Below are 13,376 nucleotides of genomic sequence, written 5' to 3' on the forward strand. Positions count from 1 at the left end.
GCGTAAAGGTGGTGATGCCGGAACAGTTGAGCTTGGGCTTCATATCGGGCATAAAAGGGAGTTATGCAAGACCGAAACTATTAAATTCCAGGGAGGACTATGATTCATGAAAAAGAGAACAAAATCGTTCTGGACCACGCTGCTCACGGCGATGACGACGATCGCCCTGATCTCCGGCTGCTCCGGCGGTAACGGCAATGCAGGCAACACCGCAAATCAAGCTGTAAATGAGAGCGGGAACAACGCGTCCGCCAATGAGGCGGTCCAGGAAGAAACCAAGCTGGATAACCCTAACATTACGATTCTCTACCATACGTCCAAAGAGCAGTATGAAGAGACGAAAGCAGGAAATCCCGATGCCTATGATGTGCTTTGGGAGACTGTTCCCGAGTTCGAAGCCAAGTTCGGCGGCAAGGTGAATGTGATTGCAGTGCCCTGGGGTGACCAAAAGTCGACTTTGATCTCGATGGTGAACGCGGGAGACCAGGTAGATGTCGCTCAAGCAAACGACCAGAACTTCCCGGTATATCCATTGAAAAATATTGTGCAGCCAATCGACCAATATATTGACCTGAGCGATGAAATGTGGAACAAGGCCGTAACCAATGCATTTTCATTCGGCGGCAAGCCCTATGCGGTCGGTTCTACTTCTACCCCCATCGTAATTTTCTATAACAAGACGATGTTCGACGATAACGGGGTCAAGACGCCTTCGGAATACTATGCGGAAGGCAACTGGACATGGGATACGTTCCGCGAAGTTGCAATGGAACTGACTCAGGATACGGACAGCGACGGTCAAGTCGATCAATACGGCTTCGGCTGGTGGGATGCCGGGTATGCCTTGATGGTGGGCTCGAACGGAAGGACGCTGCTCTCCTATAATCCAGATGGTACGATTACGACGAACTATGATTCGGAGAATGTGAAGGAAGCAATGCAGTTCACACAGGATGCCCTGCTGAAGGATAAGTTCATTGACAGCAGCAAGGAAGGCGATTATTTCAATGCCGAGTTCAAGAACGGCAAGCTGGCGATGAGCGCAGAGTACGGCTTCGGCGGATACAACGTATTCAAGAGCGACTATGAAATCGACTTCGTTCCGGTTCCTACCGGTCCTAAGGGAGAAAAGGACGCGGGCCCGGGCGGACTTGGCGGCTGGTCTATTCCGGTTGTCTCCAAAAATCCGCAAGGCGGTGCCGAATTGATTAAAATGATGTCCCGAAACGAGCTCAACAAGTCGATGGAGAACAATGTGAAGCTTTATGGGCAGGAGAAAGTAGACATGATGAACTACCTCGGCAGTAAAATCCTGTTTGCTCCGATCGGCGTTGAGCAGTATTGGGACGCTAACGCAGCGGTCTTGACCGGTATCAAGGAAGGAACTCCAGTAGGTACTTTTGCGGCGACGGCTAAGGGAATTATGGAGGAAGGCATCAAGATTACGCTGACCCAGTAATTATGACGCAGCACTGATTTCTATTTATTAGCAGGCCCGATCCTGCGGTTTATGCAGGATCGGGTTATTTAGGAGAGGAGAGAGCGGCATAATTATCTCACGCAAAGCCATGAAGCTGTGGTTTCCGCTCTGTTTGATGATGACGATCATTTCGGGATGCAGCAGTTCCGGCGAGGAGAGTTCCATGCAAGAGAATCAGGCGAATAACACACCGCCGACAACAGCTGATATCGTTCAGGAACAGCCCGTTACCCGGACCCCTGACCGCCTGTTCTGGAAACCGCCCGAAGGATGGGTTGGGGACGTAATGCCGTTCAATAACGGTGATCGGATTGAGTTGTTCTATTTGCAGGATTGGCGGGACGGAGCTCCGGGGTTCCATCCCATCTTTCACGTGACCACGAGCAATCTGACGGATTACACGTATCACGGAGAGGTAATTCCGTTCTCCGAGATCGGCAAGCAAGACCTGGCGATCGGTACCGGCAGTGCGATTCAGGTTGGGGATATGTACCATTTCTTTTATACCGGTCATAACTGGATGTTCCCGGATGAAGACAAACCGAAGGAAGCGGTCATGCATGCTGTGAGCAAGGACTTGAAGAGCTGGACAAAAATTCCTGAGGATACGTTCTATGCGCCGGAAGGCTATGAGCGTCACGACTTCCGCGATCCGTTCGTAATCTTCAACGAAGAGAAGCAGGAGTACTGGATGCTCGTCAGCGCGAGAAAAGAAGGGGTGGCCGGCGGTGTACTGGCTCTGTTTACTTCCAAGGATTTGAGCCATTGGGAGGTCGGGGAGCCGCTGAAGGTGGAGGATACCGACAAATACTTCATGCTAGAGTGTGCGGATCTGTTCAAGATGGGTGACACCTGGTACATGGTATTTTCAGAGTTTAGCGACATGGGCGCTACCCATTACCGAATGAGCAAATCGCTGGATGGTCCCTGGATTAAGCCGGAACAGGATATGTTCGACGGCAAAGGCTTTTATGCCGCCAAGACAGGAGCGATCGGCGACCGCCGCTATCTGTTCGGCTGGGTGCCGACCCGTCAGAACGAGAAGGATTATATGAAATGGGACTGGGCAGGCAATATGGCGGTACATCAAATTGTTCAGCATCCTGACGGTACGTTGTCCGTAAAGGCCCCAGATGAAGTTGAAACCCTGTTCTCCAAAGAAACGGCGATCCGGCAAAAGCTTGTCCTGGGCGAAGCAAGCGGCGAGTCGGAGAACATGACGATCAACGCTCAGGGCGGCATGTCAGGCATCGTATTCGATCAATTGCCGGCCACCGCTAAAATCACGGGCACCGTGACCTTTGACAGTGATGTATCCTATACCGGTTTCGTTGTCGGCGTAGGCGAAGAGGCCGAACGTGCCTACGGCATCCGGCTGGAGCCAAGCGAGCGGCGCCTCCGTTATGATGCGGCGCCGGGCAAGGAACTCCGCTCCCTGAAGCCCGATCTGCAAGTCCCCGCAGTCCTGGAGGCGGGAAAGCCGTACACTTTTACAATAATTATCGAAAATGATGCTTGTTCCTTCTATATCAACGGTGTGTCATTGACGGCACGCATCTATAAGATGCCGGGACATTCCTGGGGCTGGTATAGCGGCGGAGGAACAACGACTCTGGAACAATTGAAATTGTTCCTTCCGGAATCATGAACAAGAACAATGGAGGGATCGGATTGACACCACTGTACCGAGAAAAGTATCGCCCGCAGTTTCACTTAACGCCTCCGGAAGGCCCGATGAGCGATCCGAATGGCATGGTCTATTTTGACGGTGAATATCACCAGTTCTATCAATTCACCGGCCGTTGGGGGCACGCGGTCAGCAGGGATCTCGTTCATTGGGAGCATCTGCCGCTTGCGCTCGATACCGACGAACTGGGCGACATCTGGTCCGGAAGCGCCGTGGTCGATTGGCAGGACAGCAGCGGATTTTTTGACGGAGAACCCGGACTGGTTGCGATATTTACCCACTTCAAAGACGGGCTTCAGTCGCAAAGCATTGCGTATAGTGCCGACCGCGGACGGAGCTGGACCAAATACGTCGGGAATCCGGTCATTCCGAACCCCGGACTGAAAGATTTTCGCGATCCCAAAGTATTATGGCACGAAGAAACAAAACGCTGGATTATGGCTGTATCCGTTGACCGCCGTATTTATTTCTACAGTTCGGCCGATTTGAAAAGCTGGCTGTTTGAAAGCGAGTTCGGCGAAGGGATGGGCTCCCATGCCGCGGTATGGGAATGTCCCGACCTGTTCAGACTGCAGGTAGAGGATGAAGAGGGTGCCGTCAAATGGGTGCTTCATGTCAGTATCGGCGACAATGAGGTGACGGATGGGTCAAGCGCCCAATATTTTGTCGGAGAGTTCGATGGGCATCGCTTTACGGTGGATGAAGCAGAGCGGGGACAGAGCCAATGGACGGACTATGGGCAGGATTATTATGCGGCCGTTTCTTATTCAGATCTCCCCGAATCCCAGGGGAGACAGGTCTGGCTGGGATGGACCTCCAACTGGAAATATCCCTTCTCTTCGCCGACCGCCCCTTGGAAAGGCGGGATGTCCATTCCGCGCAGCATTTCCTTACGCCGCGGTCGTCAAGGGAGGCTTGTACTTGTGCAGGACCCGATCGAGGAATTGAAGTCGCTTCGATTAACGCCGCGCACGTTTGAACCGATTGTTCTTGAAGACGGTGTGCAGAAGCTGGATCTGGATCTGCCTGTCTCCAATTCCTATGAATTTTCGTTGGAGATCTCCTGGGAGGAAGCCGCAAGCTTCGGTCTTCGCCTATGTTCCTCTCCGCGGGAGAGACAATACACGGAAATAGGTTGCATACCTTCGGAATCAATACTGTATCTGGACCGGACTAATTCGGGCTTCAGCGGCATTGCAGACCGGTCCGGCGGGAAGGCGAACTTTGCCAAACGCTTTGAAGCGCATTGTAATATGGAGAAGCGTACGCTGAAGATGAGAGGCTTCGTTGATCAATGTCTTGTGGAATGGTTCATAGAGGACGGAGAACATGTGTTTACAAGCTTGATCTATCCTGACCCGGAAAGCACAGGCGTGGAGCTGTTTGCAACAGGCGGCAAGGCTGTATTTTCAAGGCTGGAAATCTTTCCGCTTCAATCAATCTGGAATAAAGATTAATATATTTCATTGGAATCATAGGATGGTGACATACTGGTGAGCAATAATATACAACTGAAGGAATCTGCTGCTGTCGTGAGCGATCAGCGTTACAGACTGAATTACCATCTGATGCCGCCATCGGGATGGATGAATGACCCGAACGGCGTAGTCTATTATCAAGGAGAGTATCACGTATTCTACCAGCATTACCCCTACGCTCCGATTCAGGGAGCCATGCACTGGGGTCATGCGAAATCCAAGGACCTTGTCCATTGGGAACACTTGCCGATTGCGCTTGAACCGTCGGAAGCTTATGACAGCTGGGAAGGCGGCGGAGCCTCGGGATGCTGGTCGGGAAGCGCGGTAGAGGACGACGGAGCCCTTGTGCTGATGTATACCGGACATGTGGACGGCAATACACCGGCCGAAGTGCAGTGTATTGCCCGGAGCACGGACGGGCTTTGTTTCACGAAGGAAGGCGCTAATCCGGTCATTGCAGCGTCGCCGATCGCCGATTGCTTCGGCTTTCGCGATCCGAAAGTGTGGAAGCATGGTGAACATTGGCACGCTGTGATCGGCTCCGGTGAAAACGGGATCGGGAAGGCCCTGCTGTTCCGTTCGCCTGATCTCATGCAATGGGATTATCTCGGCCCGGCGGCAGAGAGTGACGGAACGATGGGCGATATGTGGGAATGTCCGGATCTGTTCCCGCTCGGAGATCATCCGGAGGACCATGTGCTGATCTTCTCGCCGATGAATATGGGCAAGACGAAGACGATGTATTGGACCGGCCGCTTTGACCCCGAGCAGGCGGCGTTTACCCGCCGGGTAGCGGAGCGGGTTGATTATGGCTTTGATTTCTATGCGCCTCAGACGATGGTTGACGATCGCGGCCGCAGAATTATGTTCGCCTGGATGAATATCTGGGGAGCGAAGATGCCGGAGCAGGAAGACGGCTGGATGGGAGCTTTTGCCCTGCCGCGCGAATTGAAGGTTGCGGAGGATGGAACTCTCCGTTTTCTTCCGGTGGAGGAATTGAGGCAGCTGCGCTCGGGCCATCGTCATATTGGAGAAACAGTGCTCCGAAGCGGCGAGGCTGTCAGCTACCCTGGGCTTCAGGGGGATTCGCTTGAGATTGAAGCTGTTTTTCGAGTATCGCCGGGTGCATCGGAGGAAGCGTCCTTCGGGTTCCAGGTGAGATGCTCGGAGGATGGCCGGGAATATGCGGAAATTGCTTATCAGCCCTCCAGCGAAAAGCTGATTATGGACCGCAATCATGCGGGTGCGGGAGATGGGGGGATCAGCGATATGCAGATATCTCCGCTCGGAGACGGACGCATCAAACTTCATCTCTATATAGATCGCACGTCATTGGAGCTGTTTGTTAACGACGGCATTAAGACGATGACCAACCGGATATACCCGGATGCCGGCAGTACCGGGATCAGGCTGTTCTCCCGAGCCGGGGATGCGGTGCTTGAATCTCTGGATGTATGGACCCTGTCCTCGATCTGGAACGGGAAGGAAGGGGAAGCATAGCTATGGCGGATATCGTCTCGATTGGAGAATTACTGATTGACTTTACGCCTTACGGGATGTCAGAATTCGACCAGCCTCTCTACGAGCGCAATCCCGGCGGGGCCCCGGCCAATGTATTGGCAGCGCTGGCCAAGCTGGGGAGTTCGACCGAATTTATCGGCAAGGTAGGCGACGATGCATTCGGCAGGGAATTGGCAGAGATACTGAATGGAGGCGGAATCGGTATTTCGGGATTGGCAAGAACGGAAAAAGCCCGTACTACCCTTGCCTTCGTGCATCTGGATCACCAGGGAGACCGCTCCTTCAGCTTTTATCGCAACCCGGGAGCAGATCAATTGCTTGAGCCGTATGAGGTGCCGCTGGATATGATCGCCAGGTCGAAGGTGTTCCATTTCGGATCGGTGTCCATGAGTGCGGAACCTTCCAGATCGGCGACGCTAAGCGCGGTGCGTTATGCCAAAGAACAAGGCATCGTGGTCTCTTATGATCCCAACCTGCGGCCGGCACTTTGGAACAGCGCCGATGAAGCAAGAGAATGGATCCTTGAGGGCATGAAGTACAGTGACATCGTCAAAGTGTCGAAAGAGGAGCTGGAGTTTCTGACGGGGACCGAGGATTTGGACCAGGGCAGCCGGATGCTGGCGGAACGTTATGGAGTATCCTTGCTGCTGGTCACCCTCGGGGGGCAAGGCAGTTACTGCCGCTGCGGCTCCGTTACGGCAGCCGTCAGCGGATTTCCGGTGAAGGTCGTCGACACGACCGGGGCAGGGGATGGCTTTATGGCCGGCGCTATCTATACGGTGCTGAGCAAGGGCCTCGCTCTCAGTTCCTGCAAGCAAGAGGAGATTGAGGAATTGCTTCGTTTTGCCAATGCGGTTGGGGCTTTGGCTACTACCCGCAAGGGCGGAATTCCGGCGATGCCTTCGCTGGAAGAGGTATTGGCCTTGAAGTCCTCCCGCAATGAACCTCTGTAAAAGGCGGATAGAGAAATTTCAATAAATACTGTTATGTAAAAGGGAGATCCAGCAGTCTGTGAGAACTGACCTGCTGGATCTCCCTGTTTATGTTAGTGCCCACCCGGCATGCCTAGTCTTCTACTCCGTGACAATTCCCCTTAATTGAACCCGCCGTTGACTCTCAAGGTCTGCCCTGTGATCCAGCGGGCCTTGTCGCTGACAAGCAGTTCGATAGCGCTGGCGATATCTTCGGGCTCACCCAGTCGGCCAAAGGCGTTCATCCGCGTAAAGGCTTCGATTTGCTCCGGAGATTTTCCGGTCAGGAACAGCTCCGTAGCTACTTGACCTGGGGCGATACAGTTAATTGTAATATTCCGCGGTCCGAACTCCTTCGCCAGTTGCCGTGTCAGTTGCTCGACGGCTCCTTTGGTGGCCGCGTAGACGCTGTAAGTTGGCAGCATCGCACCGGATACAGAGGTGGAGAAATTCACGATAGCTCCGCCCGGCGCCATATGCTTCATAGCTTGCTGGCAAGCAAAATAGGTTCCTTTTACATTAATAGAGAAATGGCGGTCGAAAAGCTCTTCCGTAACCTCCTCAAGAGGGTAGTTGTTCATGATCCCGCCGTTATTAACCAGAATGTCCACGCGGCCGAACCGGCTTATGGTCTCTGCGAATAATGCCTCCACCTGATTAACTTGACTGAGGTCAGCCTGAATGGCCAGGGCTTCGCCGCCGCTTTTTACGATGCCTTTCACCACTTCTTCCGCCTCTTCCTGCCGGGTTGAATAATTGATCACGACCTTCGCCCCCGCCTGGGCGAGTTGAATGGCTGTTTGTCTCCCGATGCCCCGTGAGGCCCCGGTGATGATAGCTACTTTTCCATGCATAGTCCTTCTCCTCCGCTTCGATAATTAAGGCCAAGCTTAGATATGCCTTCCGGGCCCTTGTGAGATGATTATATCCAGAGCGAAGGGCTGCCTGTTAGCTCATTCATCTTCCGTTCTTGCCTAATCCTCTTTCACACTTCTATAATAAAACAACGAATAAATACGGTAGCAAAGGAGCCCCTTGATGAAACAGATAGCGGATGAAGCACAATCCAGAACGGAAGCGTTACAGCAGTTAACACATCTGTTGTACCGCCATGCTCCGGCTGCTGGAACGTATCAGACGGCGATTTCTTCCTTGTCACTAATGCACGCAGTGCAGCCGTCGGCCCCCTTTGAGTCGGTCTACAAGCCCTCGGTTTGTATTGTGGCGCAAGGAGCCAAGCTGTCCACACTCGCGGGTCAAATCTATCGGTATGATTCCTCGGCGTACTTCCTTACCTCTGTACAGTTGCCTGTAGCAAGCAGTATTGTTGAAGCGTCGCCCTCGGTTCCGTATTTAGGGTTGAAGCTGTGCTTTAAGCCCGAGATGATTGTGGAGATTGCCATGCAAGCGGCTTCGCTCCGTTCCGCTCGCGAGGAGGCTTCCCGAGTGGAAAGCCATCGGGGACTCTCGGTGCAACAAACCTCTTCGGCGTTGCTGAATGCCGTCGTCCGGCTGGTAGGTCTGCTGGATACACCCGGCGATATTCCTGTACTGGAGCCGTTGATTATACGTGAAATTCTGTATCGTATCGTTCAGGATCAGCCATCAGGCAGCCTTGAACAGTTTGGTATCCATGGCAGCCATGCTTACAATATCGCTCAAGCAATCCGCATTATAAACCGGCAATACGACCGCATGTTGACCGTAGAACAGTTAGCTAAGTCGGTAAATATGAGCGTATCTGCATTTCACAAACATTTTAAGCAGGTTACCGCATTTAGTCCGCTGCAATATCAGAAATCGGTTCGCTTGCACGAAGCCAGACGTTTAATGCTGGCGGAGGGAACCCAGGTGGCGGATGCCGCCTTCCGGGTGGGCTACGAGAGTCCGTCGCAATTCAGCCGCGAGTACGCTCGCATGTTCGGCAAGCCGCCTATGCTGGACGTCCAGCAATTGAGAGAGTCGCTGCAGGCTGCGAGCGGATCAGCTTCAACATCTGCAAGCGGGGGAAACGGGAGTTAGAACTGCCTTGACCCAGACATGCTTTAGTAGTATAGCTATTTATGTTAAAATAGAAAGAATGAGTGGCTATTTGTACTAGTTGAACTCAATTTTTATGAAATGGTGTGTGAATAAATGAAACCTTTTATATATGACTACAGCCTGGAGGAACTTCAGGAATGGGCCGTAGAGCAAGGGGAGCCGGCCTTTCGCGGAGGGCAGATTTTTGACTGGCTGTATGTGAAGCGGGTGAACTCGTTCGAAGAGATGACGAACCTGTCCAAGCGGCTGCGCGAGCAGCTGGACGAGCAATTCGCCTTCGTCACGCTGAATGAGATTACGAAATATGAGTCGAAGGACGGCACGGTCAAATTCTTGTTCGGCCTGCATGATGATCATGCGATCGAGACCGTTATTATGAAGCATAATTACGGCAATAGCATCTGTGTGACGACCCAGGTCGGCTGCAAGGTCGGCTGTACGTTCTGTGCCTCGACACTTGGAGGGCTTAAACGGAATCTGACCGCGGGAGAGATTGTTGCCCAAGTGGTTCAGGCACAGAAAATATTGGATCCCCGTGGAGAGCGGGTCAGCAGTATCGTAATCATGGGAACCGGCGAGCCGTTTGAAAATTACGAAGAGACTATGAAATTTTTGCGGATAATGATCCATGAAAAGGGCTTGAATATCGGACAACGGCATATTACTGTATCAACGAGCGGGATTGTCCCGAACATTTACAAGTTTGCCGACGAGGACACTCAGATCAATCTCGCGATTTCGATTCATGCGCCTAACGATGCGCTGCGGTCCAAGCTGATGCCGGTCAATCGGAGATTTCCTTTTGACGATGTAATGGAATCTCTCCGTTACTATATAGCCAAGACCGGACGCAGAGTGTCCTTCGAGTATGCTTTGATTGGCGGTGTGAATGATCGCCCCGAGCATGCGGAGGAGCTGGCGCAGGTTCTGAAGAACATGCTCTGCCATGTCAATCTGATTCCGGTCAACCATGTTCCTGAACGCAAATACGTCAGAACATCCAGAAATGACATTTTTCAGTTCCAGCGGATATTGGCGGAGAAAGGAATTAATGTTACGATCCGCCGTGAGCAAGGCCATGATATTGCGGCAGCCTGCGGTCAATTGCGGGCGAAGCACATGGAGTCTGGTGCGAGGTGATCAAGTGTGATTAGAACTGTGTATGTAAGCGATGTGGGACATGTCCGTTCGGTCAACGAGGACAGTTCCTGGGTATCCTCTCTGGAGCAGGGTTACACCCTGGCCATTGTCGCAGATGGAATGGGAGGACACCAGGCTGGCGATCTGGCCAGCAAGCTGACGGTGGAGACCATTGTGAGCCAATTGCAGCCGCTCCCTCCAGGGCTGGAAGTCGAAGAGCTGGCCGAGCAACTGAAGCAAGCCATTCTGCATGCGAATGATGTAGTCTATCAGAAGGCATCGGAGAGCGACGAGTATCATAACATGGGAACGACGGTTGTAGCGGTGCTGCTGAACGAGAAGGACGGCATTATCGGACATATTGGAGACAGCCGGGTATATAAGTACCGCAGCGGCAAAATGGTACAGCTGACCGAGGATCATTCGCTGGTTAACGAGCTGCTCAAGACGAAGCAGATCAGCGAGGAGCAGGCGAGCGTCCATCCGCACCGCAATGTGGTGACCCGGGCGGTCGGAACAGATCCCAAGGTGGAGGCTGATCTGCACTTTGTTTCCCTGGAGCAAGGGGAAATGCTGCTGCTCTGCAGTGACGGGCTCAGCAACTATGTAACGCTTGACCAGATGATTCTCACGCTGCAGGCTGACGATCTCAGCCTCGATGAGCGGGCAGGCAGACTATTGCAGTTTGCTTTGGATGCCGGGGGCGATGACAACATTACCGTTGCGCTTCTGGAGCAATGTGCCGAGGAATTGTCAAGCGGAGAGGAGTGGAATTCATGATCGGACACGAGTTGGGCGGTCGCTACCAAATTATCGAGCGTATCGGCGGAGGCGGAATGGCCCTGGTCTATAAGGCGCAGGACATTCTGCTGAACCGTTACGTTGCCATAAAAGTATTGCGTCAGCAATTTGTGAATGACGAGGAGTTTATCCGCCGTTTCCGCCGTGAAGCGCAGTCAGCTGCATCATTGTCACATCCGAACATTGTCAGTGTCTACGATGTAGGGCAGGAGGAAGACGTCCATTATATCGTGATGGAGTACGTAGAAGGCCAAAATCTTAATGAAATTATAAAAGAACGCGCACCGCTGCAGGTGGAAGAGTCCGTACGAATTGCTTCCCAAATTGCAGATGCGCTGGATCATGCCCATCATAACCAGATTATTCACCGGGACATTAAGCCGCATAATATTCTGATCGGCCGCAATGGCCGGGTGAAGGTGACCGACTTCGGCATTGCCAGAGCGGTGACCTCTGCCACGATTACACAGACAGGCTCTGTGGTCGGATCGGTGCATTATTTCTCTCCGGAGCATGCCAAGGGGGTAGCTACCGGTGAAAAGTCCGACCTGTATTCGCTCGGCATTGTTCTCTATCAAATGCTGACCGGGCAGCTGCCTTTTCTCGGAGAAAGTCCGATCAGCGTAGCCTTGAAGCATCTGCAGGAGCAGTTCGAGGAGCCGAGGCTGGTCAATCCGATGATCCCGCAGAGCGTGGAAAATATTATTCTGAAATCCATGCGCAAAAATCCGGCCGAGCGCTACCAATCCGCCAAGGAAATGCTTCGTGACCTGGAGACCAGTCTCTTGCCGGAGCGGCGAACGGAATCCAAGCTGTACTTCTCCGATGAAGAGGATGCCGACAGCACTCGAATTATTCCCGCCATTAAGCCGACAGGCAAAGCTATGGGCGGAGCCTCCAAGCTGTCGCGGGATTCCCAGTCAGCGGATGAGTACAGATCTCCCAAGAAATCCTCGGGCAAAAGCAGAGCCGTTCTGTGGATCAGCTTGACAGTCGTTGTGCTGCTCGCCATGCTGGGTGTGGCGCTTTACGTCAATAAAATGGTCACTGTACCTGAGGTGCCGGTCCCTAATGTGGTGAATCTCAGTGAACAGGAAGCCACGTTGAAGCTGTCGGAGGCCGGCATTGAGATCGGCACGATTGACAGAGTGTATAAAGAGGGTGTCGAGGAAGGCATCGTATTCGAGCAGAGCAAGCCGGAAGGCATCAAGGTGAAAAAGGGCTCATTGATCGATCTGAAGGTGGGTATAGCTAAGCCGCTGGAGAAAATGGAGTCTGTTCTCGGACTGGCTTACGAGGATGCAGTGGAAAAGCTTATTCTCGAGGGAATTGACAGATCCCGCATCAACATGAAGGAGGACTTCTCCGATACCACAGAACCAGGAAAGGTATCTATGCAATTCCCTGAGGCTGGCGAGGATTACGATCTGACAACCGTAGAGGTAGAGCTTATCGTCAGCAAGGGGAAAGAGAGCACGACAATGCCTGACCTGTACAATAAGACACTCAAGGAAGCGCAGGCTCTTCTGAAGGAGCTTGGCATACCGATTGCAAAGGATGGAATCAAGGAGAAGCCTAGCTTTGAGGTGGAGGCCGGCAAAATTGTAGAGCAATGGCCGTTTCCGCCAAATGAGCAGGTGCCTGCCGACTCAGAAGGGGTTACATTGTTCGTGAGCACCGGTTATCCTCCGGAAGCGGTGGAATATACCTTTGAAGTGCCGGTAGCGCCGGCCGCAGAAGGCCAAATGAGCAAAATCCGTATCGTATACACGGATGCACGCGGAGAAAACCAGGAATGGGGCACCCAGACGGTAGGCAAGCCGCAGTATTTGACCGTCAATCTCGTTCTGGCTCCGAACAAGGATGCTGCCGTATCCGTGCATCGGGACGGGGCCTTCCTGGAGACCTATCCGGTATCCTATATCGATGCGAAGCAAGGCACCGTACCGACCCTGCCGCTTCCCGGAGAACAGGTAGATGATACGATGGGGGACGGAGAGGAAGAAATTCCGGATACGGGAATAGTTGTGAACCCTTAAAGTGCGTGTTCAAAAAGTCAGGTTTTTAGCACCGAGAAGGTTGCGAGAACCCGAAGAAGGAGGAACGGAGTGTAGGCAGACCTACAGGAGCGAAATGCTTCCAAAGGAAGCATACCTCGTAAGCATATGCTTGGACTTCGAGGGTGAACGCAAGATTCGATGTCGAATCAACTCCTTGGAATACTTCGTGATCAAAAGATGACTTTTTGAACAACC

10 protein-coding genes are annotated in these 13,376 nt (G+C 52.8%); 9 read left to right on the forward strand and 1 reads right to left on the reverse strand.

Annotated elements, in window-relative coordinates; genetic code table 11:
- Nucleotides 1-106: 106 nt before the first annotated feature.
- From KI362_RS02475 to KI362_RS02495, 5 genes are all read left to right on the forward strand, one after another.
- Nucleotides 107-1,459 (forward strand): ABC transporter substrate-binding protein, encoded by a 1,353-nt coding sequence (locus tag KI362_RS02475; protein WP_301624579.1) that lies wholly within the window; start codon nucleotides 107-109, stop codon nucleotides 1,457-1,459.
- Between the two features lie 109 nt (nucleotides 1,460-1,568).
- Nucleotides 1,569-3,128: a glycoside hydrolase family 32 protein gene (locus tag KI362_RS02480; protein ID WP_301624580.1), complete on the forward strand. Its 1,560-nt coding sequence runs from the start codon at nucleotides 1,569-1,571 to the stop codon at nucleotides 3,126-3,128.
- Between the two features lie 23 nt (nucleotides 3,129-3,151).
- On the forward strand, nucleotides 3,152-4,624 hold the full coding sequence (locus tag KI362_RS02485; protein ID WP_301624581.1) for a glycoside hydrolase family 32 protein: 1,473 nt from the start codon (nucleotides 3,152-3,154) through the stop codon (nucleotides 4,622-4,624).
- Nucleotides 4,625-4,660: 36 nt separating this feature from the next.
- The gene (locus KI362_RS02490; protein ID WP_301624582.1) at nucleotides 4,661-6,145 is read left to right on the forward strand and encodes a glycoside hydrolase family 32 protein; all 1,485 of its coding nucleotides are present in this window, start codon (nucleotides 4,661-4,663) and stop codon (nucleotides 6,143-6,145) included.
- Nucleotides 6,100-7,119, forward strand: coding sequence for a carbohydrate kinase family protein (locus tag KI362_RS02495; protein ID WP_301624583.1), 1,020 nt, complete (start codon nucleotides 6,100-6,102; stop codon nucleotides 7,117-7,119). Before KI362_RS02490 ends, KI362_RS02495 begins: the two co-directional genes overlap by 46 nt.
- 140 nt (nucleotides 7,120-7,259) lie before the next feature.
- Here KI362_RS02495 and KI362_RS02500 read toward each other — a convergent pair whose 3' ends face one another.
- A complete protein-coding gene (locus KI362_RS02500) occupies nucleotides 7,260-7,991 on the reverse strand; it encodes an SDR family oxidoreductase (RefSeq protein WP_301624584.1) in 732 nt (243 codons plus the stop codon).
- A gap of 184 nt (nucleotides 7,992-8,175) precedes the next feature.
- Here KI362_RS02500 and KI362_RS02505 point away from each other — a divergent pair, with 184 nt between their 5' ends.
- The 4 genes from KI362_RS02505 (at nucleotide 8,176) to pknB (ending at nucleotide 13,160) form a co-directional block, all read left to right on the forward strand.
- Nucleotides 8,176-9,159 carry an AraC family transcriptional regulator gene (locus tag KI362_RS02505; protein ID WP_301624586.1) on the forward strand — a complete coding sequence of 328 codons (984 nt, stop codon included), beginning with the start codon at nucleotides 8,176-8,178 and terminating at the stop codon, nucleotides 9,157-9,159.
- Nucleotides 9,160-9,273: 114 nt separating this feature from the next.
- A complete protein-coding gene (rlmN, locus tag KI362_RS02510) occupies nucleotides 9,274-10,320 on the forward strand; it encodes a 23S rRNA (adenine(2503)-C(2))-methyltransferase RlmN (protein WP_044479175.1) in 1,047 nt (348 codons plus the stop codon).
- Between the two features lie 6 nt (nucleotides 10,321-10,326).
- Nucleotides 10,327-11,100 carry a Stp1/IreP family PP2C-type Ser/Thr phosphatase gene (locus KI362_RS02515; protein ID WP_044479174.1) on the forward strand — a complete coding sequence of 258 codons (774 nt, stop codon included), beginning with the start codon at nucleotides 10,327-10,329 and terminating at the stop codon, nucleotides 11,098-11,100.
- Entirely contained in the window at nucleotides 11,097-13,160 is a 2,064-nt protein-coding gene (gene pknB, locus KI362_RS02520; RefSeq protein WP_301624589.1) for a Stk1 family PASTA domain-containing Ser/Thr kinase, read from the forward strand. Before KI362_RS02515 ends, pknB begins: the two co-directional genes overlap by 4 nt.
- Nucleotides 13,161-13,376: the final 216 nt, after the last annotated feature.

This window comes from Paenibacillus apis (assembly GCF_018333295.1).
GTDB lineage: Bacteria > Bacillota > Bacilli > Paenibacillales > Paenibacillaceae > Fontibacillus > Fontibacillus antibioticophila.